This window comes from Streptomyces sp. CRN 30 (genome assembly GCF_034105845.1).
This window is the reverse complement of record NZ_JAVRHI010000401.1, coordinates 1-21,537: the sequence shown is the minus strand read 5'-3', so window position 1 is coordinate 21,537 and position 21,537 is coordinate 1. Positions and strand designations below refer to the sequence as shown.

The 21,537-nt window shown below is 71.9% G+C and carries 19 protein-coding genes; 9 read left to right on the top strand and 10 right to left on the bottom strand.

Translation table 11 applies throughout. The features are described from left to right. A complete protein-coding gene (locus tag UW392_RS44295) occupies positions 1–585 on the bottom strand; it encodes a GtrA family protein (protein ID WP_320780992.1) in 585 nt (194 codons plus the stop codon). Positions 586–870: 285 nt separating this feature from the next. Between UW392_RS44295 and UW392_RS44290 the strand changes: the two genes are divergently transcribed. From UW392_RS44290 to UW392_RS44280, 3 genes are read left to right on the top strand one after another with little or no spacing between them, the layout of a single operon-like run. Continuing rightward, positions 871–2,034: a 5-(carboxyamino)imidazole ribonucleotide synthase gene (locus UW392_RS44290; protein ID WP_320780991.1), complete on the top strand. Its 1,164-nt coding sequence runs from the start codon at positions 871–873 to the stop codon at positions 2,032–2,034. Next, complete coding sequence (purE, locus tag UW392_RS44285; protein ID WP_320780990.1) at positions 2,031–2,567, top strand: 5-(carboxyamino)imidazole ribonucleotide mutase; 537 nt, start codon at positions 2,031–2,033, stop codon at positions 2,565–2,567. The genes UW392_RS44290 and purE overlap by 4 nt, the downstream gene beginning before the upstream one ends. A 7-nt stretch (positions 2,568–2,574) precedes the next feature. After that, positions 2,575–3,780 (top strand): dipeptidase, encoded by a 1,206-nt coding sequence (locus tag UW392_RS44280; protein WP_320780989.1) that lies wholly within the window; start codon positions 2,575–2,577, stop codon positions 3,778–3,780. Between the two features lie 52 nt (positions 3,781–3,832). Here UW392_RS44280 and UW392_RS44275 read toward each other — a convergent pair whose 3' ends face one another. Further along, positions 3,833–4,225: a VOC family protein gene (locus UW392_RS44275; protein ID WP_320780988.1), complete on the bottom strand. Its 393-nt coding sequence runs from the start codon at positions 4,223–4,225 to the stop codon at positions 3,833–3,835. A 13-nt stretch (positions 4,226–4,238) separates the two neighbouring features. Continuing rightward, on the bottom strand, positions 4,239–4,607 hold the full coding sequence (locus UW392_RS44270) for a VOC family protein (RefSeq protein ID WP_320780987.1): 369 nt from the start codon (positions 4,605–4,607) through the stop codon (positions 4,239–4,241). A gap of 95 nt (positions 4,608–4,702) precedes the next feature. Between UW392_RS44270 and UW392_RS44265 the strand changes: the two genes are divergently transcribed. Beyond that, on the top strand, positions 4,703–5,203 hold the full coding sequence (locus UW392_RS44265; protein ID WP_320780986.1) for a CGNR zinc finger domain-containing protein: 501 nt from the start codon (positions 4,703–4,705) through the stop codon (positions 5,201–5,203). A 130-nt stretch (positions 5,204–5,333) separates the two neighbouring features. Here UW392_RS44265 and UW392_RS44260 read toward each other — a convergent pair whose 3' ends face one another. Further along, on the bottom strand, positions 5,334–6,677 hold the full coding sequence (locus tag UW392_RS44260) for a UDP-glucose/GDP-mannose dehydrogenase family protein (protein WP_320780985.1): 1,344 nt from the start codon (positions 6,675–6,677) through the stop codon (positions 5,334–5,336). A 202-nt stretch (positions 6,678–6,879) separates the two neighbouring features. On the opposite strand from UW392_RS44260, the gene UW392_RS44255 reads away from it, so the two are divergent. Then, positions 6,880–8,037 (top strand): acyl-CoA dehydrogenase, encoded by a 1,158-nt coding sequence (locus UW392_RS44255; RefSeq protein WP_320780984.1) that lies wholly within the window; start codon positions 6,880–6,882, stop codon positions 8,035–8,037. A 61-nt stretch (positions 8,038–8,098) separates the two neighbouring features. Here UW392_RS44255 and UW392_RS44250 read toward each other — a convergent pair whose 3' ends face one another. Continuing rightward, on the bottom strand, positions 8,099–9,127 hold the full coding sequence (locus UW392_RS44250) for a glycosyltransferase family 2 protein (protein WP_320780983.1): 1,029 nt from the start codon (positions 9,125–9,127) through the stop codon (positions 8,099–8,101). A gap of 129 nt (positions 9,128–9,256) precedes the next feature. Here UW392_RS44250 and UW392_RS44245 point away from each other — a divergent pair, with 129 nt between their 5' ends. Next, positions 9,257–10,744 (top strand): LCP family protein, encoded by a 1,488-nt coding sequence (locus UW392_RS44245; protein WP_320780982.1) that lies wholly within the window; start codon positions 9,257–9,259, stop codon positions 10,742–10,744. 39 nt (positions 10,745–10,783) lie between these two features. On the opposite strand, the gene UW392_RS44240 is transcribed toward UW392_RS44245, so the two are convergent. After that, positions 10,784–11,332 (bottom strand): acyl-CoA thioesterase, encoded by a 549-nt coding sequence (locus UW392_RS44240; RefSeq protein WP_320780981.1) that lies wholly within the window; start codon positions 11,330–11,332, stop codon positions 10,784–10,786. A 121-nt stretch (positions 11,333–11,453) separates the two neighbouring features. Here UW392_RS44240 and UW392_RS44235 point away from each other — a divergent pair, with 121 nt between their 5' ends. Next, positions 11,454–12,737, top strand: a complete 1,284-nt coding sequence (locus UW392_RS44235) for an LCP family protein (protein WP_320780980.1) — start codon at positions 11,454–11,456, stop codon at positions 12,735–12,737. A 30-nt stretch (positions 12,738–12,767) separates the two neighbouring features. On the opposite strand, the gene UW392_RS44230 is transcribed toward UW392_RS44235, so the two are convergent. The 3 genes from UW392_RS44230 to UW392_RS44220 form a co-directional block, all read right to left on the bottom strand. Continuing rightward, on the bottom strand, positions 12,768–14,648 hold the full coding sequence (locus UW392_RS44230; RefSeq protein ID WP_414497301.1) for an LCP family protein: 1,881 nt from the start codon (positions 14,646–14,648) through the stop codon (positions 12,768–12,770). Between the two features lie 235 nt (positions 14,649–14,883). Next, entirely contained in the window at positions 14,884–16,659 is a 1,776-nt protein-coding gene (locus UW392_RS44225; RefSeq protein WP_320780979.1) for an LCP family protein, read from the bottom strand. Positions 16,660–17,133: 474 nt separating this feature from the next. Then, on the bottom strand, positions 17,134–17,886 hold the full coding sequence (locus UW392_RS44220) for a TIGR03089 family protein (RefSeq protein ID WP_320780978.1): 753 nt from the start codon (positions 17,884–17,886) through the stop codon (positions 17,134–17,136). A gap of 138 nt (positions 17,887–18,024) precedes the next feature. On the opposite strand from UW392_RS44220, the gene UW392_RS44215 reads away from it, so the two are divergent. Together UW392_RS44215 and UW392_RS44210 are read left to right on the top strand one after the other, a co-directional pair. Continuing rightward, on the top strand, positions 18,025–19,413 hold the full coding sequence (locus UW392_RS44215; RefSeq protein ID WP_320780977.1) for a peptidoglycan recognition protein: 1,389 nt from the start codon (positions 18,025–18,027) through the stop codon (positions 19,411–19,413). Positions 19,414–19,595: 182 nt separating this feature from the next. Further along, positions 19,596–20,678: an NDP-sugar synthase gene (locus tag UW392_RS44210; RefSeq protein WP_320780976.1), complete on the top strand. Its 1,083-nt coding sequence runs from the start codon at positions 19,596–19,598 to the stop codon at positions 20,676–20,678. Positions 20,679–20,778: 100 nt separating this feature from the next. Here the strand turns inward: UW392_RS44210 and UW392_RS44205 are convergent. Then, on the bottom strand, positions 20,779–21,537 hold a 759-nt coding region (locus UW392_RS44205; protein WP_320780975.1), incomplete at its 5' end, for a DNA-3-methyladenine glycosylase 2 family protein.

The window sequence follows — 21,537 nt, the reverse complement described above, 5'->3', positions numbered from 1 at the left end:
TCAGCCCCTGCGGGTGCGCCCGCGAGGGGCCGTCGTACCCGCCGCCGTACCCGTCGAGAGCGCGGGCGACGGGGGAGCGCCCGTTTCCAGGAACGATTCGGCGCTCGCCACCGCCTCCCTGGCCGGAAGCGTGCGGAAGACCCAGGTGCGGTACGACCAGAAACGGAACAGGGTCGCGATGCCGATGCCGAGGAACTTGAAGACGTTGCTCTGCAGCGGTCCGTCCCAGCCGAACCCGTAGGTCGCCGCGTACAGCACGCCGTTCTCGATGACCAGGCCGACCGCACTGAACAGCAGGAAGAGCGTCAGCTCCTTGGTCCGGCCGCTCTTGTCACGGTCGCGGTAGGTGAAGTAGCGGAAGCCGACGTAGTTGAACACGATGGCGACGACCGTCGCTATCACGCTGGCGCGCACCACCTGGAGGTCGGTGGTGTGCCGCACCAGGTTGAAGACGGCGAGATTGACGAGCAGCCCCGCCCCGCCGACCGCGCCGAACTTGGCCACCTCGCGCGCGATCCGCTCGATCCGCAGGCGCACGGCACCGCGAGCCGCTCTCGTCGGAGGCTCCGAGGTGGTACTGCCCATCGTGTGCCGGCCCCCGTCGGTCGATTGCTTCGGTCGGAATCCGCGTGCGTCGGTCGGAACCCGTGCGTCGGTGGGAAACCGAACGCGTCGGTCGGGATCCGAACGCGTCGGTTCGGTGTTCGGAGTCACGGTCGCCGGTCCGTCGTCGATCCGTCAACGGCCCGTCGACCCCGTCATGCTAACCAGCGGCCCCGCGAGAATCCTGTGTACGGGGTCACAGGCGCTGTCGAAGGTGTGCGAACCGGCCGTCCGGGAGCCCCTCCCGATGGCCGATACCCTGGGGGTGTGACGTTCCCGGTAGTCGGTATGGTCGGCGGTGGCCAGCTCGCTCGTATGACACACGAGGCGGGCATCCCGTTGGGCATCAGGTTCAGGCTTCTCAGTGACACCCCCCAGGATTCCGCGGCGCAGGTCGTGAGCGATGTCGTCATCGGCGACTACCGCGACCTGGAGACGCTGCGCGCGTTCGCCCAGGGCTGTGACGTGATCACTTTTGATCACGAGCATGTGCCCGGTGAGCATCTGCGTGCCCTGGAGGCGGACGGCGTGCCCGTCCGCCCCGGGCCGGACGCGCTGCGGCACGCCCAGGACAAGGGCGTGATGCGCACGCGGCTGGAAGCGATCGGCGTGCCGTGTCCACGCCACCGCATCGTGACCGATCCCGAGGACGTGGCCGCGTTCGCGGCGGAGGGCGACCCGCCGGGGGGCGGTGGCGGGGGAGGATTCCCCGTCGTCCTGAAGACCGTGCGCGGTGGCTACGACGGCAAGGGCGTGTGGGTCGTACGGTCCGTCGCGGAGGCCGCCGAGCCGTTCCGCGCGGGCGTCCCCGTCCTCGCCGAGGAGAAGGTCGACTTCGTCCGCGAACTCGCCGCCAACGTGGTGCGCTCGCCGCACGGGCAGGCGGTCGCGTACCCGGTCGTGGAGTCCCGCCAGGTGGACGGCGTGTGCGACACGGTGATCGCCCCGGCGCCGGACCTCGACCCGGAGCTCGCCCTCGCCGCCGAGGAGATGGCCCTGGGCATCGCCAAGGAGCTGGGCGTGATCGGTCACCTCGCCGTGGAGCTCTTCGAGACCCGCGACGGGCGCCTCCTCGTCAACGAGCTGGCCATGCGCCCCCACAACTCCGGCCACTGGACCATGGACGGCGCGATCACGTCCCAGTTCGCCAACCACGTCCGCGCCGTGCTGGACCTCCCGCTCGGCGACCCGCGCCCGCGCGCGAAGTGGACGGTCATGGCCAACGTCCTGGGCGGCGACTACCCGGACATGTACTCCGCGTACCTGCACTGCATGGCCCGCGACCCCCAGCTCAAGATCCACATGTACGGCAAGGACGTGAAGCCCGGCCGCAAGGTCGGTCACGTGAACACCTACGGCGACGACCTGGACGACGTGCTGGAGCGCGCCCGTCACGCGGCCGACTACCTGAGAGGGACCATCACCGAATGAGCTCAACCCCCGTCGTCGGCATCGTCATGGGATCGGACTCCGACTGGCCCGTCATGGAGGCGGCCGCGCAGGCCCTCGACGAGTTCGGGATCGCGTACGAGGTCGGCGTCGTCTCCGCGCACCGCATGCCGCGCGAGATGATCGCGTACGGCGAGGAGGCCGCCGGACGCGGTCTCAAGGCGATCATCGCGGGGGCGGGCGGCGCCGCCCACCTGCCCGGCATGCTCGCCTCCGTGACCCCGCTGCCCGTCATCGGCGTGCCCGTCCCGCTGAAGTACCTGGACGGCATGGACTCGCTGCTGTCGATCGTGCAGATGCCGGCCGGGGTCCCCGTCGCCACGGTCTCCGTCGGCGGCGCCCGCAACGCCGGCCTGCTGGCCGCCCGGATGCTCGCCGCCCACGACGAGGACCTCCTCGCCCGGATGCGCGAGTTCCAGCAGGAGCTGAACGACCAGGCCACCGAGAAGGGCAAGCGGCTGCGCGCCAAGGTGGAGAACGCCGGCGGCGGCTTCGGCTTCGGACAGGGGAAATGACGCGCACGTGACCACCTCCTCCGAAGCTCCCTCCCCGGCCTCGCTCGACCGCGCCCGGAAGCTGCTCGCGGACTTCCCCGTCGTCGACGGCCACAACGACCTGCCCTGGGCCCTGCGCGAGCAGGTCCGCTACGACCTGGCCGCCCGCGACATCGCCACCGACCAGAGCGCCCACCTCCACACCGACCTGGCGCGGCTGCGCGCGGGCGGCGTCGGCGCGCAGTACTGGTCCGTGTACGTCCGCTCGGACCTGCCGGGCGCGGTCACCTCGACCCTCGAACAGATCGACTGCGTACGGCAGCTGATCGACCTCCACCCCGGGGAGCTGCGGGCCGCGCTGACCGCCGCCGACATGGAGGCCGCACGCGCCGAGGGCCGTATCGCCTCCCTGATGGGCGCCGAGGGCGGCCACTCCATCGACAACTCTCTCGCCACCCTGCGGCAGCTGTACGAGCTGGGCGTGCGCTACATGACGCTCACCCACAACGACAACAACGCGTGGGCGGACTCGGCGACCGACGAGCCGGGCGTGGGCGGCCTGTCGGCCTTCGGCCGCGAGGTCGTCAAGGAGATGAACCGGCTCGGCATGCTGGTCGACCTCTCCCACGTGGCCGCCACCACCATGCGCGACGCGCTCGACGCGTCCGTCGCGCCGGTCATCTTCTCGCACTCCTCCGCGCGCGCCGTGTGCGACCATCCGCGCAACATCCCGGACGACGTGCTGGAGCGGCTGCCCGCCAACGGGGGCGTGGCCATGGTGACGTTCGTGCCGAAGTTCGTCCTCCAGGCGGCGGTGGACTGGACCAAGGACGCCGACGACAACATGCGCGCCCACGGCTTCCACCACCTCGACACCACCGCCGCGGCCATGAAGGTCCACCAGGCCTTCGAGGAGACCCACCCGCGCCCCGTCGCCACGGTCTCCACCGTCGCCGACCACCTCGACCACATGCGCGAGGTCGCCGGTGTCGACCACCTCGGCATCGGCGGCGACTACGACGGCACGGCCTTCCTCCCGGACGGCCTCGGCGATGTCTCCGGCTACCCGAACCTGATCGCCGAACTGCTGGACCGCGGCTGGTCGGACACCGACCTCGCCAAGCTGACCTGGCGGAACGCGGTACGGGTGCTGGGCGCCGCCGAGGAGGTGGCGCGGGACCTGCGGTCCCGTACGACCCCGTCGAACGCCACCATCGAGCAGCTGGACGGCTGACCCGCCGCGGGGGTACCCGGGCTCCGGGTACCCCCGCGCGGCGCCGGACCGGCTACGCCGACTCGATCCGGCACAGGCAGAACGGGTGCCCCGCGGGATCGGCGTAGACCCGGAAGTCCTTCTTGACGTCGTCCTCCAGGTCCAGCGCCCTGGCCCCCAGCGCCAGCACCTTCGCGTGCGCCGCGTCCATCTCCTCCCAGGTGCTCCCGGCGTCGAAGTCCAGGTGGAACTGCTGGGAGTTGAGGTCCGCCCGGGGCCACTGCGGCGGTGTGTACCCGGGGGAGCGCTGGAAGGCGAGCCGTGGCCCGTCGGGAACCCGCAGGACGACCCAGTCGTCGTCCTCCGCCCGGGGCGTGCCGCCGCCGACCCGTGCGTAGAAGTCGGCCAGTGCGCGGGGATCGGGGCAGTCGACGACGACATTGCGGAGACGTGCCACGGCTGTCATGGAACCTCCCGGCTCAGCAGGCACAGAGGCAGAACGGGTGCCCAGCGGGGTCGGCGTAAACCCGGAAGCTCCGTGAGCGGTCCTCGGTGTCCAGCGGCTTCGCCCCGAGCCGCAGCACGGCCTCCTCGGCCGCGTCGAGGTCCGGGACGTTCAGGTCCAGGTGGAACTGCTGGGAGCGGTCGGCGTCCGGCCACTCGGGCGGTACATACCCCGGCGCCGACTGGAACGCCAGCGCCTGCCCGCCGGGCAGCTCCAGGTCGACCCAGTCGGTGCCCTCGTCGTCCCTCTCGATCGTTCCGCCCAGCACCGCCCGGTAGAACCGGCTCAGCGCGATGGGGTCGGGACAGTCCAGGACGACCACACCCAGTTCGGCGACAGCCATGACATCCTCCTCGACGTCTGCGAACGGTTACCTGAAGGCACGGGTAACCAGTAACGGTTACTGCATGCTCCCGTAGAAGGGGTAACGTCGCAAGCATGAGTGAGCGAGCGCCCGCGCCGGGAGGACTGGCCCTGGTCCAGTCCCTGGTGAACACGCTGGACATCGAGACGGGTGCCGACTCGCTCGACACGGCGGAGGGGCGGGCGCGCTTCGGGCTGACGGCGGACGACCTGGCGGGCGCCCGCGAACTGCGCGAGTCGCTGCGCGCGGTCCTGCTCGCCCACGCCGGCCACCCGCCGCACCGCGCGGTGACCCCGCTGGGCGAGCTGCTGGCCGGGGCGCCGCTGCTGGTCACGGTCGGCGAGGCGGACGGCACGGCGGCCCTCGCCCCCGCCGACGGACAGCCCCTGCCCTCCCGGGTCGCCGCGGCCGTCGCCGAGGCGCTCGTCGCCGGCACCTGGCTGCGGCTCAAGGCCTGCGAGGCCGCGGACTGCCTCTGGGCGTACTACGACCGCTCCCCGGCCGGACGCGGCCGCTGGTGCTCTATGCAGGTGTGCGGGGCCCGCGCGAAGATGCGCCGGTACCGGGCCAGGTAGCGGGGCGAAGAGGACGAACGGGCCTCCGCGACGGTCCGCGTGGGGCAGAATGCAGGACGGCGCCGGTTCGGCCGACTGAGCCTCGGCCGAACCGGCGCCGTCGTCCGCCTCGGATCCGGTGCACGGGCCCTCAGGCCGTCGGCCGCCCCATCGCCCGGTACGTCCACCCAGCGCGGCGCCACAGCTCCGGGTCGAGGGCGTTGCGGCCGTCGAGGACCAGGCGCTGCTCCGCCACCTCGCCCAGCTCCTCCGGATCCAGCGCGCGGAACTCCTGCCACTCCGTCAGGTGCAGCACGATGTCGGCGCCCCGTACCGCCTCCAGCGCGGACTCGGCGTACCCGAGCGTCGGGAAGAGCCGCCGGGCGTTCTCCATGCCCTTCGGGTCGTACACGGTGACCTGGCCGCCCTGGAGGTGGATCTGCCCGGCCACGTTGAGCGCCGGCGAGTCCCGTACGTCGTCGGAGTCGGGCTTGAAGGTGGCGCCGAGCACCGCCACCCGCTTGCCCAGGAACGATCCGCCGCCGAGCGCCCGCCGGGCCAGTTCGACCATCTGGCCGCGCTGGCGCATGTTGATGGAGTCGATCTCCCGCAGAAAGGTCAGCGCCTGGTCGGCGCCCAGCTCGCCGGCGCGCGCCATGAACGCCCGGATGTCCTTGGGCAGGCAGCCGCCGCCGAAGCCGATGCCGGCCCGCAGGAACTTGGCGCCGATCCGGTCGTCGTACCCGATCGCCTCCGCCAGTTTGGCGACGTCGCCGCCCGCGGCCTCGCACACCTCCGCCATGGCGTTGATGAAGGAGATCTTCGTGGCGAGGAACGAGTTCGCCGCGGTCTTCACCAGTTCGGCGGTGGGGAAGTCGGTCACCACGAACGGCGAGCCCTCGCCGACCGGCGTCGCGTACACCTCGCGCAGCAGCTTCTCCGCGCCCTCGCTCCGCACGCCGACCACGATCCGGTCCGGGTGCAGCGTGTCCTGGACGGCGAAGCCCTCGCGCAGGAACTCCGGGTTCCAGGCCAGCTCGGCGTCGGCCCCCGCGGGCGCGTGCTCGGCGAGGTAGGCGGCCAGCCGCTCCGCCGAGCCGACGGGCACCGTGGACTTGCCGACGACCAGGGCGGGACGGGTCAGGCGGGGCGCGAGGGCGCTGATCGCGGCGTCCACGTAGCTCATGTCGCAGGCGTACTCGCCGCGCCGCTGCGGGGTGTTGACGCAGACGAAGTGGACGTCGCCGAACTCCGCCACCTCGGCGTAGTCGGTGGTGAACCGCAGCCGTCCGGTGGACCCCTCGATCCCGGCCACGTGCTTGCGCAGCAGCTCCTCGAGGCCCGGTTCGTACATGGGGACCTCGCCCCGCCGGAGCATCTCGATCTTCTCCGGCACGACGTCGAGCCCGAGCACCTCGAAACCGAGGTCGGCCATGGCCGCGGCGTGCGTGGCGCCGAGGTAGCCGGTACCGATCACAGTGATCCTGAGGGCCATGGGGTGCTCCTGGGAGAAACGGCTTGCACGTGCGGTGCCTGAGCATAACCGGGGCGTGCCCACGTCCCTCATGGGGCAGATTCCACCCTGTCACCAAAGTCACGTACCTGTCGTCCGGGTGGCCCTCTAGGATGCGGGTTACTTAACGGTAGTTAGCTTTGGCTCGCGTCAGTGTCACAGCGTCCTGGGAGTGTGAGAGACCTTGGCCGGATCGGCTGATTTCGACCTGTACCGCCCGTCCGAGGAGCACGACATGCTCCGCGACGCGATCCGTTCCCTCGCCGAGGCGAAGATCGCGCCGTACGCGGCGGCCGTCGACGAGGAGGCCCGCTTCCCGCAGGAGGCGCTGGACGCACTGGTCGCGAACGACCTGCACGCGGTCCACGTGCCCGAGGAGTACGGCGGCGCCGGCGCGGACGCGCTCGCCACCGTGATCGTGATCGAGGAGGTCGCGCGCGCCTGCGCCTCCTCCTCCCTCATCCCCGCGGTGAACAAACTGGGCTCCCTCCCGGTGCTCCTCTCCGGCTCCGAGGAGCTGAAGAAGCGGTACCTGGGCCCGCTCGCCAAGGGCGACGCGATGTTCTCGTACTGCCTCTCCGAGCCGGACGCGGGCTCCGACGCGGCCGGCATGAAGACGAAGGCGGTCCGCGACGGCGACCACTACGTCCTCAACGGCGTGAAGCGCTGGATCACCAACGCGGGCGTCAGCGAGTACTACACGGTCATGGCCGTGACGGACCCCGACAAGCGCTCCAAGGGCATCAGCGCCTTCGTCGTCGAGAAGGGCGACGAGGGCGTGTCCTTCGGCGCCCCCGAGAAGAAGCTCGGCATCAAGGGCTCCCCGACCCGCGAGGTCTACCTCGACAACGTCCGCATCCCGGCCGACCGCATGATCGGTGACGAGGGCACGGGCTTCGCGACGGCCATGAAGACCCTCGACCACACCCGCATCACGATCGCCGCGCAGGCCCTCGGCATCGCCCAGGGCGCCCTCGACTACGCCAAGGGCTACGTCAAGGAGCGCAAGCAGTTCGGCAAGCCGATCGCCGACTTCCAGGGCATCCAGTTCATGCTCGCCGACATGGCGATGAAGACCTCCGCGGCCCGCGCCCTGACCTACCAGGCCGCCGCCGCCTCCGAACGCGGCGACGCCGACCTCACCTACCAGGGCGCCGCCGCCAAGTGCTTCGCCTCGGACGTCGCGATGGAGGTCACCACGGACGCGGTGCAGCTCCTCGGGGGGTACGGCTACACGCGGGACTATCCGGTGGAGCGGATGATGCGCGATGCGAAGATCACACAGATCTACGAGGGCACGAACCAGGTCCAGCGCATCGTGATGGCGCGGAACCTGCCGTAAGGACGCCGGTACGCGTGGGGGCCCCTTCCGCTCTCGGAAGGGGCCCCCACGCGCGTGACGCTCAGGCCGGGGTCTGCACCGTCGGCCGCCGCGACGCGATGACCCTCTTCGCCAGCGACTTCGGGCTGGTCAGGAAGCCGAAACCCCAGGACATGTGCATGGTGGCGAGGGCGACGGGGATCTGGAGGCGGGCCTTGAGGGGGAGGCCCCTGCCCGCGGGGAGCGAGCCCGCCGCGATCGCCGCGAGGTAGCCGCCGGGGACGACGAAGCCCCAGGGGGTGAGGACCGCGCCCACCACGACGCCCGCCGCGATCGCGCACACCGCGGTCGGCGGGGCGAGGTAGCGCAGGTTGATGGAGCCGGAGTGGTAGCGGGCGACCACGTGGCGCCAGCGGCCGTAGTCCTTGTACTGCTTGGCCAGTGCCTTCACGCTCGGCCGCGGGCGGTACGACACGCGCAGCTCGGGCGAGAACCAGATGAGGCCGCCCGCCTCGCGGATGCGGAAGTTCAGCTCCCAGTCCTGGGCGCGGATGAACTCCTCGTTGTAGCCGCCCTGTTGCTCCAGGGCCTCGCGCCGGAACACGCCCAGGTACACCGTCTCGGCCTCGCCCGCCGCACCGCCCGTGTGGAAGGCCGCGTTGCCCACGCCGATCTTCGAGGTCATGGCGGCGGCGACCGCGTGCTCCCAGTCGTTCTCACCCTCGGCGTGCATGATGCCGCCCACGTTCTGCGCGCCGGTCTCCGCCAGCAGCCGTACGGCCGTGGAGATGTAGTCCGGCGAGAGGATGCCGTGGCCGTCGACGCGGACGACGACGGGGTGGCGGGACGCCTTGATCGCGGCGTTCAGCGCGGCGGGGGTGCGGCCGGTCGGGTTCGGCACCGTGTGCACGCGCGGGTCTTCGCGGACCAGTTCGGCGGCGATCTCGTCCGTACGGTCCGTGGAGGGACCGAGGGCGATCACGACCTCCATCTCGCCGGCGTAACTCTGGGCGAGGATCGCTCGGACGGCGCCGCGCAGGTGCCGTTCCTCGTTGAGGACGGGCATGATGACGGACACGGCGGGAAGCTGCACGTCGGGCATGGCGTTCATAGGACGCTCACGTTACCGCGAACGGGGGACACGGGCGCGCGCCGCCCGGCCGGGAACATCAGCCGCAGATCCTATGGGCCTACGGTGCTCACGGATCCCACGGCCCCGTCCCCGCGGAGGTGTCCCCCCGTGCCCGCACCGCCCCGCCGTCCCGTCCGCCCGCGGCCTCCCCATGACGCGCCCCGCCGCAAGGGCGCCGACGGCGTCCGGCGGTCGCCCGGACGGCGCCGGACCGGCTGGGCCATGCGGACGGTGACCGCGCTGTCGGTGGTGGTGCTCGCCTCCGCGGGCATCGGGCACGCGGTGCTCACCGGTCTCGACAACGACATCGCCCGGGTCGACCCCTTCCGCGACATGAAGAACCGTCCCGAGGCCGGCCACGGCATGAACGTCCTGGTCGTCGGCACGGACGGCCGTGACAGGGTCGGCGCCGCGGAGCGGGAGAAGTACCGGCTCGGCGGCGCGCCCTGCCGCTGCACGGACACGATGATGATCGTGCACATCTCGGCGGACCGGGAGCGCGCCAGCGTCGTGAGCCTGCCGCGCGACTCCTACGCGGAGGTGCCCCCGCACACCGACGGCACCACCGGCCGGCGGCACCGCGCGCACCCGGTGAAGCTGAACGCCGCGTACGCGGAGGGCGGTCCCGAGCTGACCGTGCGCACGGTCGAGCACATGACCAAGGTCAAGATCGACCACTATCTGGAGATCGACTTCATCAGCTTCATGCGGACCGTGGACGTGCTCGGGGGTGTGGAGATCTGTACCGCGCGGCCCCTGAGGGACCCGGTCACCGGCCTCGACCTGGCCGCGGGCGCGCACCGGCTGGACGGCGGGCAGGCGTTGCAGTACGTGCGCTCGCGGCAGGCGGACGGCTCCTCCGACCTGGGCCGGATGCGGCGCCAGCAGCGGTTCATGGCCTCGCTGATCGCCCAGGCCACGTCCTCCGGGGTGCTGCTGAACCCGATGAGGTTCAGGGACGTCATCCAGGCGGTGCTGGGGTCGGTGCGCGCGGACAAGCAGTTCGGCACGGACGAACTGCTGGGCCTGGGGCGGGCGATGCGTACCTTCTCGCCGGCCTCCTCCGAGTTCACCACGGTCCCCATCGGGCAGATGGGCTACGCGGTGAAGGGCATCGGCTCGACGCTGAAGTGGGACGGGAGGAGGTCGGCCGGTCTCTTCGCGGCCCTGCGCGCCGACCGGCCGCTCGCCCCGCACAGGGTGCGCCGCGGGGGCGGGCCGGTGCGGGTCGCGGTGGCCCCGCAGCACATCCGGGTCCAGGTGGAGAACGGCACCACCGTCAGCGGGCTCGGCCGGCGGATCGACGCCGCGCTCGCGGCCACCGGGTTCCGTACGACGCGGTCGCCCGTCAACTCGGTGGAGCGGAAGGTGGCGCGCACGGTCGTCGCGTACGACCCGCGCTGGGACCGGTCGGCCCGGTCGCTGGCGGCGGCCCTGCCGGGCAGCGAGCTGCGGGCCGTGCCGAACCAGGGCCCGACGCTGAAGGTGATCACCGGCGGGGACTTCGAGCGAGCGCGGAAGGTGCGCGAGGTACGGGCCGCGGGATCGCCTCCGGAGCCCGGGGTGGTGCGGGGCGACGAGGTGGCCTGCCAGTAGGCGGGGCCGCGCGGCCGGTCTCCGCAAGCGCACGGGCTCTCAGTCCGCGTACCCCTCGGCGGCCCGCTGCTCGCGCAGCTCCATGATCGCGCGTCGTCGGGCCAGCCGGTGGGTGCGGCGGATCTGGGCCTCCTGGTGGCGCCGCCGGTCCCGGTCGGTCTCGGGTATCACCGGGGGCACCCGGCGTGGCTTGCCGTCGGCGTCCACCGCGGCGAAGACGAGGTAGGCCGAACCGACCTGCTGGGGCGGCGTCGACTCGTTCCAGCGCTCGGCCAGGACGCGCACGCCCACCTCCATCGACGTCCGCCCGGTCCAGTTCACCTGCGCCTTCACATGCACCAGGTCACCCACCCGGACGGGCTCCAGGAAGGCCATCTCGTCCATGGAGGCGGTGACGGCAGGCCCGCCGGAGTGCCGGCCGGCCACCGCGGCGGCCGCGTCGTCGACGAGTTTCATGATCACACCGCCGTGCACCGTCCCCAGGAGGTTGGTGTCGTGGTGGCTCATGATGTGGCTGAGGGTGGTACGGGACGCGGAGGTCGGATTGCCCGGAATATCGGATTCCGGAGCTGGGGCCTGGTCTGTCATACGGTCCACTTTATGCCCGGGAGCTGCGGGGCCAGGCTGTGCATCAGCTTCGCAACAGCCACGCTCCGGAATGACCGCGACCCGTGTACGGGACACAGCGGCGCCCTGCACACTGTTCCGCATGAACGAGTGGCCCGAGGGACGGAACGGCAGCAACCGCGGCGGCGGGTACGGGCGCGGCAGCGCGAACGCACAGCCCGAGGGCGCGCGCGTGATGCGACAGGTACGGCGCGACCCGGCGGGGGCTCCCCCTCGGGGCCAGGTGCCGCCGCAGCAGGGGTACGACCAGGGGTACGGCGCCCCGCAGCAGCCGTACGACAGCGGCTACAACACCGGTCAGGTGTACGGCTCGCCGGGCGGCCCCGGAGCACCCGGCGGCCCCGGCGGGTACGGTCCCGGCGGTGGCGGCGGCCGTCCCGCGCCCGACTGGCGCCGCCGCGTCAAGCTGACGGCGATCACGCTGGTGACCGTGGGGCTCGTCACGGTCGTCGGCACGTACTTCTGGGCGAACTCCAAGCTCAACGACGAGGTCGACCTGTCCAAGGTGATCGACCGGCCGGAGGCCGGCGAGGGCACGAACTACCTGATCGTCGGCTCCGACAGCCGCGCGGGCATGTCCGACGAGGACAAGAAGAGACTGCGCACCGGGTCCGCCGAGGGCAAGCGCACGGACTCGATGATGATCCTGCACACCGGCTCCGAGGGCCCGACCCTCGTCTCGCTGCCCCGCGACTCCAACGTCACCATCCCGTCGTTCGTGGGCTCCGAGTCCGGCAAGCGCTACGAGGGCACCGGCCGCCAGGTGAAGCTGAACGCGGCGTACGCGGAGGACGGCCCCGAACTGCTGGTCCGCACCGTCGAGGCCAACACGGGCCTGCACATCGACCACTACGTCGAGATCGGCTTCGCCGGCTTCGCGAACATCGTGGACGCGGTCGGCGGCGTGGAGCTCGACATCCCCGAGGGCGGCATGAAGGACAAGAAGTCCGGCGCCGACTTCGAAGAGGGCACGCAGACGCTCAACGGCGAGCAGGCCCTCGCCTTCGTCCGCACCCGGTACGCCCTCGCGGGCAGCGACCTGGACCGTACGAAGAACCAGCAGAAGTTCCTCGCGGCCCTGGCCAACCAGGCGGCCACCCCCGGCACGGTGCTGAACCCCTTCAAGCTGTACCCGACGCTGGGCGCGGGCCTCGACACCCTGATCGTGGACAAGGACATGTCCCCGTTCGACCTGGCGAGCATGTTCTGGGCCATGAAGGGCGTCACCGGCGGCGAGGGCACCTCGATGAACATGCCGATCTCGGGCAACACCGCGAACGGCAACCTCCAGTGGGACACCGAGAAGGTGAAGCAGCTGGTGGAGCAGCTCAAGAACGACGAGAAGGTGACGGTCTCGGGGAACTGAGCCGAGCGGTGGCGCCCGTACGGCCGCCGGTCACCACGAGAAGTTCGGGTCCACCTCCATGCAGGCGCCGTCGTCCGCGCCGTTCAGCGCGTCCGCGGACTCCGGCGTGGTGTCGTCCTTCTCCCGCACCTCGTACGCCGTCCCCTCGCGCCAGTCGGCGCCCACCACCAGCGTCACCCCGCTGACGTCAGTGGACCGCTCCACCGCGCTCGACGGGATGCCGAGCGCCCGGGCGACCGCCCGGGCGTCACCCTCCAGTTCGGCGCTGGGGAAGCGCACCACGGTCCTCGCCTCGGACGCCACGGTCGACCGGTCGGCCGTGGCCTGGGTGAAGCCCTCCTCGACCAGCGCTTCGCTCACCACGGCGGCCCGCCCGCCGGCCTGGTCCGACGCCGGGGTGCCGGAGCCGTCGCGCACCAGCACACCGATCCGGTCGTTCGGAGCGGCCGGGTCCTCGGAGAGCCTCTCCGCCGCCTCCCGCGCCCCGTCCGTCCCCTCCTCCTTCTCGTCCTTGCCGTCCAGTGCGATGTCCTCCCGCACCAGCCGGAACAGCTGCTCGGCGTCGCCCTCCTTGGGGACGACCCGCGCGCCCAGGTAGGTGTAGGGCATCGTCGTCATCGTGATCCGCGCCGGCTCGACCTTCCGCAGCTCGGTGCTGAGGTCGTAGAGCGCCTTCACGGTGCCGAGCCCCCGGTCGACGGTGAGCGCCCGGGTCGCCTGCTCGGCCAGTCTGCGCAGCGCGTTCGGGTTGGTGACGGTGGCGTTCCTGCGCAGTTCGCGCACCATCGCGTTCATGTACTGGTGCTGCGCCTTGGCGCGGGCTATGTCGCTGCCGTCCGCGAAGCCGTACCGCGTCCGCAGCCACTGCAGGGCCTGCTCGCCCTGGACGTACGTGGTGCCCTTCTCCAGCTTCAGCCCCGAGCCGTGGCCCTGGCCGTCCTTGGAGTGGATGTTGGCGTCCACGCACACCGGCACCCCGCCGATCGCGTCGGCCATCGACACCACGCCCGCGAAGTCGACCATCATGAAGTGGTCGATGCGGATGCCGGTCAGCTCCTGCCAGGTGGCGACCGTGCAGCCGGGCCCGCCGCGGCCGAGCGACTGATTGGTCATCACGCGGCCGTCGGAGGCCGGGTAGACCTGCCCGTCGTCGGGGTCCGTGCACTTGGGGATCTCGACGAGGGTGTCGCGGGGCATGCTGATCACCGACATGTTGGTGCGGTCCGCGGACAGGTGCAGCAGCATCTGCACGTCCGCGAGGGGGGTGCCGCCGAAGGTCTCCCGCGCCCCGCCGAGCTTCTGGTTCTCCTCGCTGTCCCGCGCGTCCGAGCCGATGATCAGGATGTTCAGCGGGGTCTGGCCGGCCGCGTTCGGCGTCGCCCTGGCGATCTCGTGCTCGCCGAGGTTCAGGTCGTCCTTGCGGATGTTGCCGTTGAGGTGCTGGTAGTAGAGGTATCCGGCACCCGCGGTGCCGAGTACCAGGACCGCCAGAACCATCGCGGACCAGCGCAGGAAGCGACGTCTGCGACGGGGACGGCCGTTGCCTCCGTCGGGTGCGTCGTCGCCCTCTCCGCCCCCGCCGGACGTGCCGGACGCCTTCCGCGCAGCGGGAGCCGGTGCGTCGTCCGCCGTGCCGGAGTCGTCCTTCCTCTTTGTCCCGGTTCCCGTCTTCGTCTCTGGCGCTGTCTCTGTCTCTTCTTCTGTTCCTTCTTCTGCTTCTGCCTTTGTCCCTGCGCCTGCGTCCGTGTCCGTGGCGTCCCGCGTGTCCGTGGCGTCCCGCGTGTCCGGGCCGGATGCGCCGTCCTCGTCGTCCTGGCTGCCCTGGCGGTCCCGGTCGTCGTGCCGTCCCGGCTCGTCCGCCTCCAGTACCCCCGGCCGTCTCCGGTCCCCCCGTACCCCGCTGCGCACCATCTAGCTGCCCTTCCCACCCTGCCTGCCGAACGGGAGCGCCCCCGCTCCCTGTTGGACGGCCGAGACCCCGACTGGGATGTACTCCTGCCCCGTTGAACGTTGAACACGTTTCGGGACCCGCCGCGCGCACACGCGCGCCACGTGCACGGACCGGGCACGCGTGTACACCCTGGGGGTACCACCGTGCCCGGTCCGGACACCTCCGCCCACAGGCTCCGAGGGGGCCGCGAGGTCGTCAGGCGGCGCAGACCTGCTGGTCCGCGGTGTTCTTCTCGACGTCCAGGTCCGCCGCCGCGGACCCGTCGAGCGGGACCCCGGCCCCCGCGAAGTCCTTGCCCAGGGTCAGCACCATCGCGGGCAGGCCCTGGGAGTTGGTCTCGCTGGCGCCCTCGGCGGGCTTCAGCGCCGACGCGGACAGGCCCATGAGGTCGGCCAGCTTGCGCGCCTGGTCGGCCTGGTCGGGGTCGTACGCGAGGGTCGTCCTCGCCACGTCCGCGGACGCGTTGCCGAGCTGGCTGGACTTGGTGACGCCCTGCTCGGTCTGCAGCCAGAGGAGGGTCTCCTGCGCGGCCCCGCTCTCGGCGCCGCCGTTGTAGATGTCGACCCGGACGTCGGCGGCGTCGGCACGCGCGCCCTCGAGCTTCGCGGCCTCCTTCTTCTTGGCCGCCTCGGCCTCCTTCTTCTTCACCTCGGTCAGTGAGACGTCACCGCGGACGGTCCGGAACAGCTGCTGCGCCTTGCCCTCGGTCATCAGCACGGTGTTCTTGTCGTCGGGGTTGTCGTACACCGGCACGGTCGTGAAGGTGAGGTTCTTGGTGTTGACCTTGCCGATCTCCTGCGCGAGCCCGGCCAGCTTCTGGATGTCGCCGATCTTCGAGTCGACGGTCAGCGCCTTGGTGCCCGCCTCCGCGAGCGCGAGCAGCTTCTTCGGGTTGGTGAGCGTGTCGTCCGACTTCACCTGGCGCATCAGCGAGCTGAGGAACTGCTGCTGCAGACCGATCCGGCTCAGGTCGCTGCCGAAGCCCACCGAGTACCGGGTACGCACGAACGCGAGGGCGTCCTCGCCCTGGATCGAGTGTTCGCCCGCGGCCAGCTTGAGCTTGGACTTCTTGTCGTCGATGTCCTTCTCCAGGCACACCGTCACCCCGCCGACGGCCGTCGACAGCGTCTTGACCGCGTTGAAGTCCGCCACCATGAAGTGGTCGACCTCGATCCCGGTCAGCTCCGTGATGGTCCGCATCGTGCAGCTCGGGGTGCGGTTGTCCTGGCCGAGGCTGTTGTTGAAGCGGGTCTGCGCCGTGCCCGGGATGGTCACCGTGGTGCCGTCCTCCTGGGTGGTCGGACAGTCCGGGATGTCCACGATCATGTCCCGCGGGATGCTCATCGCGGTCGCGTTGGAGCGGTCCTTGGAGACGTGCAGCAGGATCGTGGTGTCCGCGTGTCCGACGCTGTCGGAGTCGCCGTAGCCGTCGTTGCCCTCGCCGGTGCGCTTGTCGGTGCCGATCACCAGGACGTTGATCGCGCGGTCCTTGCTGAAGCCGCCGGTGCCCGCGCCGTCGTCGGAGACGGACGTGATGTTGCCGTTGAGGTGCTGGTAGTACAGGTAGCCCGCGGTGCTCCCGCCGACCAGCAGGAAGGCCAGCGTTCCACCCGTCCAGACCAGGACCTTCTTGCCCTTGGACTTCTTCGGCTTGGTGCGGCGGCGCCCCGGTGGCGGCTCCGCGGGTGCGCCCCGGCGGCGCCGGGGGCCCGGCACCGTGTCGGGAGCCTCGCGGGTGTCCGGCGCGGCCGTCGCGGAGCGGGTACGGGTTCCGCCGGCCTGTGCCCCCCCGGGCTGTCGTGCTCCGGAGCGTGCCCCGGCGTCGGGCCCGCCCGCTTTCCGCGGTCTCGGCACTGCCGATTGCGGAGCGGAAGGGGCCAGTCGCAATTCGTATTCGCCGGTGTCCGGGTTGAGCACCCACTGGTCTGCGGGATCGATGTCGTCCGCCCGCCCACGGCCTTGCGCGTCCACGGTTGTCCGATTCCTCCGTCGGGGCCACGCGGCGCCTTTCCCCTCCAAAAGGCGCTCGGGTCTCGTGCAAGTGGTGCGCGACCGGAAGGCCTGACACACCGGATCGCTCACACTATCCGCCCGATTAGGCCGCAAGCGACGCCGGTGACGAATTACACGTCCCTACAACTGGGCAATCCGCCCATTTCTTGGTGCTTTTCTTCCGTCTGTTGACGTGGGATTTACCTGCGGGGGTGCGTGGCGACCGTGTTCCGGGGTACCCGCCGTGATCGCATTCTCGTTCCCCTTCCTCTTCCTCTCTGCGGGTCCGCGGGACGGATCCGCACTCCGGATTCATCGAGAAAGTGTTCGCACAACTGCGCACGGGTGCAGCGCGCGGTGAGGAATTGCGCACGTTCCGTGAGGATTCCGTGTGTGGCCCGTACATGCCGGATGCGCGGCCGGGAACCGGCCGCGCATCCCGGAATCCACCGCCTAGCGCGTCGCGCACACCCGCTCGGTCTCGATCCGCCGTGCCAGCGCGTCCTCGTCCAGCCGGTCGAGGTGGCGGCAGAGCACCACCGACCCGCCGGTGGCGAGCGGGGCGTAGAGCCCGGCGTTCAGGCCCTCCCACGTGTCGTACGGCAGCCCCGACAGCAGCCGGGACCCGGGCCCCGCCAGTCCGAGCGACGGTGCCTCGGCGCGGGCCCGCTCCACCACCTCGGCGCCGCTGAACCTCCGCCCGGCGACGATCAGCGCGGGCTCCTCGGGGTCGACCGGGGCGTACGGCACGAAGCGGTCGCCCTGGCCCGGCACCTCGACCGCGTAGTCGGCGAACCCCTCGGGCGGCTGCGGGAAGCGGCCGCCGAGCGGGCGCAGCGCCAGTGCGACCCGCTCGCCGGAGCAGGCGCGGGCCGCGTCCAGCGTGTCGGGTCCGCTGACCACGATGTCGGCCGCGGCGGGATCGCCCGCGACGTCCGCGAGGGCGCCCACCGACGAACACGCCAGCAGCCACACCGCGGTCTGCCAGTGCGCCGGCAGGAGCAGGGCGACCCGGTCGCCGGGCTCCGCGGACAGCCCGTCCTGGAGCAGGTTCGCGGTCTTGGCCACCCAATTGGCGAAGGTGGCCACGGACAGTTCGACGCGTTCGCCCGTGGCGTCGTCGTAGAAGGTCACCAGGGGGCGTGCGGGGTCCGCGGCGAGCGCGGATCGCAGCAGGTCGGCAGGGGTGCGGTCGGTGGCGTTCACGCGCGCAAGGGTACGCCGGGCGGTCCTCGGCGCGCGGTGCGGGCGGAGCGGCGTGACCACCGGTTCGGCCGAACCCGCCCGATGAGCCATCAGACCCCAAATGGACATGAAAGTCCGATTATGTCCAAGATCAGGGGCATGCGACGACTTCTGGCATCCTCGATCGGCGTCACGTGCGCGGCGGCCCTGTCCCTGCCGCTGGTCCTCACCGCCTCGGCCGCGCCCCGGGCCCCCGTGGCCGAGGGGCCCGTGCCCGGAACCACCCAGTCGATCCCGCTCGCGCCGCTCGCCCCGCCCGGCAGCGACCGCGCGGCCGGGCCCGCCGACGCCGACCAGGGCCTGCGGCGCCGGGCCGTCCGGCCGTTCTCGATGGTCGGCGTCGTCTGGGACGACCCGGACGCCGAACTCCACGGCGATGTCCAGGTCCGTACCCGTGACGCCGGTACGCCCCGGTGGTCCGGCTGGCAGGCCGTCGAGACGCACCACCGCGAGCACGCGGCCGACCCGGACAGCGCCGAGCGCGCCTCCGGCCGGGTGCGCGGCTCGACGGCCCCGCTCTGGGTGGGCCGCTCGGACGGCGTGGAGGTACGGGTCCGCGCGGAGGACCGGCGCCACCCGGGCGCCACCGGCGACCGGGCGCTCCGCGGGGGTCAGGTGCAGGCCGGTGACGGGGCGGCTCCCGGCGGCAGCGGGGAGGCGCTCCCCGCGGGCCTGCGCCTGGAGCTCGTCGCCCCCGGTGCCGAGCCGCCGCCCGGGGGTGCCCTGTCCGAGGACACCTCGCGCCTCGGCGCGCTCGGGCCCGAGGCCGCCGCGTCCGGGGTCAACACCGAGCTGGTGCCGCTGGGCGCCACCGAGATCCCGCCGCTGTCCCGCGAGGAGACCAGGGAGCAGCTGGTCGGCGCGCGGCCCGGAGCGAAGCCGTACATCGGCCCGCGCCCCCGTATCATCACGCGCCGCGGCTGGGGCGCGGACGAACAGCTGCGCGAGAGCGGTTTCCGCTACACCAAGCGGGTCCGGGCGGCCTTCGTGCACCACACCGCGTCCGGCAACAAGTACCGGTGCTCGCAGGTGCCTTCGCTCATCCGCAGTATCTACCGGTACCACGTGGTGAGCAGCGGCTGGCGGGACATCGGCTACAACTTCCTCGTCGACAAGTGCGGGAACATCTACGAGGGCCGCGCGGGCGGCGTGGCCAGGGCGGTCATGGGTGCCCACACGCTCGGCTTCAACGTGAACAGCATGGGCATCGCCGTGCTCGGCAGTTACGACAGCTCCAAGCCGCCCGCCCGGGCCGTCCGCGCGATCGCGAGGCTCACCGCCTGGAAGCTCGGCCTGTACGGGGCGAACCCGCGTGGCAAGACATATCTGACGTCCGGGGGTGGCAATCTCTACCGAAAAGGTAAGAAGGTACGACTGAACGTCATCTCCGGTCATAGGGACGGCTTCGCCACCGAGTGCCCCGGTCGCCGCCTGTACGGAAAGCTCGGCACGACCCGCTCCACGGCGGCGCACCTGCAGGGCCGGTAGAACGGCGTACGACCGGACAGACGTACCCGCGACCCGTTCCACGTGCCACGGACAACTGCACACCGCACCAAGCCATCGACGGACCGCCCCCGCACTGCCTTCGAAGGCCCATCGAACGGTCTGCATACACTGGCCGGCCGAGACACACCTCGGCCGGTCCCGGCAGGAAGCAGAGACGACAGGTGACAGAAGCGATCCTCCTGGTCGGCGGCAAAGGCACCCGGCTGCGCCCGCTCACGGTGCACACGCCGAAGCCCATGGTCCCGGCGGCCGGGGTCCCCTTCCTCACGCACCAGCTGGCGCGGGCCAAGGCGGCGGGCGTCGATCACATCGTGCTCGCCACGTCCTACCTGGCCGAGGTCTTCGAGCCGCACTTCGGCGACGGCTCCGCGCTGGGCCTCCATCTGGAGTACGTCACGGAGGAGGAGCCCCTCGGCACCGGCGGCGCCATCCGCAACGTCGCGTCGCGTCTGCACTCGGGCCCCGACGACCCGGTCCTCATCTTCAACGGCGACATCCTCACGGGCCTGGACATCGAGGCCCTCGTGGCGACCCACCGGTCGTCGGGCGCGGACGTCTCCCTGCACCTGACGAAGGTCACCGACCCGCGCGCGTACGGCCTGGTCCCCACGGACGGGACCGGCAGGGTCACGGCCTTCCTGGAGAAGCCGCAGACCCCCGAGGAGATCGTCACCGACCAGATCAACGCGGGCGCGTACGTGTTCCGCCGCTCGGTGATCGACACGATCCCGGCGGGCCGTCCCGTCTCGGTCGAACGGGAGACCTTCCCGGACCTGCTGGCGGCCGGCGCCCACCTCCAGGGCATGGTCGACTCCACCTACTGGCTCGACCTCGGCACCCCGGCGGCGTTCGTCCGGGGCTCCGCGGACCTCGTCCTCGGCCGCGCCCCGTCGCCCGCGGTGCCCGGCCGCTGCGGCGACCGCCTGGTCCTGCCCACGGCCATGGTCGCGGGCGACGCCAAGCTGACCGGGGGCACGGTGGTCGGCGAGGGCGCGTTCGTCGGCGAGGGCGCCCGGCTGGCGGGCAGCACGGTCCTGGCGGGCGCGGTCGTCGAACCGGGCGCGGTCATCACCGACTCCCTGATCGGCGCCCGGGCCCGCATCGGCCGGCGTTCGGTCCTCACCGGCGCCGTCGTCGGCGACGGCGCGGTCGTCGGGGCGGACAACGAACTCCGGGACGGCGTACGGGTGTGGTGCGACGCACGCATCCCGACGGCGGCGGTGCGGTTCTCCTCTGACCAGTGAACGGCGGGACCACCGGGCGCGGGTGACCACCGGGCGCGGCTGACCGGCCGCTCCGGCCGGTCGGCCGCCTCGCGCCCCGCGCCCCGCGCCCCGCGCGTGCCTACGTGTGCTGCCAGATGGTGCCGACCGACATCCGCGGCCCGCGCCGCGGCGGCGTCCGGCCGGACAGCAGGATCAGCCGGGCGGCCCGGTGCCGCTGCCCCGCGTACGGTTCGAGCAGCGCCAGCATCGCCTCGTCGTCGGCGTCCCGGTCCCCGGCCAGCGCGTGGCCCACGATGCCCGGCAGGTGCAGGTCACCGGTCGTCACCTCGTCCGCCGCACCGTGGCTGCGCTGCACGGTCTCCGCCGACGTCCACGGCCCGATGCCCGGCACGACCTCCAGCCGCGCCCGCGCCTCGGACGGCGTCATCCCCACGGCCTCCTCGAGCCGCGCGGCGACCCGCACGGCCCGCAGGATCGTCGAGGCCCGTTTGGCGTCGACGCCGGCCCGGTGCCACTCCCACGACGGGACCAGCGCCCAGGTCCGGGCGTCCGGCATCACGTGCATCGGCTCCGGCACGGGCCCCGGCGCCGGCTCCCCGAATTTCTGTACGAGCAGCCGCCAGGACCTGTACGCCTCCAGCGACGTGACCTTCTGCTCCAGGACCGACGGGATCAGCGACTCCAGCACCAGGCCGGTGCGGGTCAGCCGCAGCCCCGGCCGCCGTTGCCGGGTGTGGGCGAGCAGCCGGTGCCGCGGCTCGAAGCGGGACGGGTCGTCGTGGGCCCCGAGCAGCGCGGGCAGCCGCTCCAGCAGCCAGCCGGCCCCCGGCCCCCACGCCTCGGCCTCCGCCGTGCCGTCGCGCAGGGCGACCCGCAG

Coding starts and splice junctions, on each gene's coding strand:
- UW392_RS44240 (WP_320780981.1), bottom strand. CDS start 11,332: ATGACAGACCAGGCCCCAGCTCCGGAATCCGATATTCCGGGCAATCCG.
- UW392_RS44265 (WP_320780986.1), top strand. CDS start 4,703: ATGAGTGAGCGAGCGCCCGCGCCGGGAGGACTGGCCCTGGTCCAGTCC.
- UW392_RS44250 (WP_320780983.1), bottom strand. CDS start 9,127: ATGAACGCCATGCCCGACGTGCAGCTTCCCGCCGTGTCCGTCATCATG.
- UW392_RS44295 (WP_320780992.1), bottom strand. CDS start 585: ATGGGCAGTACCACCTCGGAGCCTCCGACGAGAGCGGCTCGCGGTGCC.
- purE (WP_320780990.1), top strand. CDS start 2,031: ATGAGCTCAACCCCCGTCGTCGGCATCGTCATGGGATCGGACTCCGAC.
- UW392_RS44230 (WP_414497301.1), bottom strand. CDS start 14,648: ATGGTGCGCAGCGGGGTACGGGGGGACCGGAGACGGCCGGGGGTACTG.
- UW392_RS44235 (WP_320780980.1), top strand. CDS start 11,454: ATGAACGAGTGGCCCGAGGGACGGAACGGCAGCAACCGCGGCGGCGGG.
- UW392_RS44270 (WP_320780987.1), bottom strand. CDS start 4,607: ATGGCTGTCGCCGAACTGGGTGTGGTCGTCCTGGACTGTCCCGACCCC.
- UW392_RS44215 (WP_320780977.1), top strand. CDS start 18,025: ATGCGACGACTTCTGGCATCCTCGATCGGCGTCACGTGCGCGGCGGCC.
- UW392_RS44260 (WP_320780985.1), bottom strand. CDS start 6,677: ATGGCCCTCAGGATCACTGTGATCGGTACCGGCTACCTCGGCGCCACG.
- UW392_RS44275 (WP_320780988.1), bottom strand. CDS start 4,225: ATGACAGCCGTGGCACGTCTCCGCAATGTCGTCGTCGACTGCCCCGAT.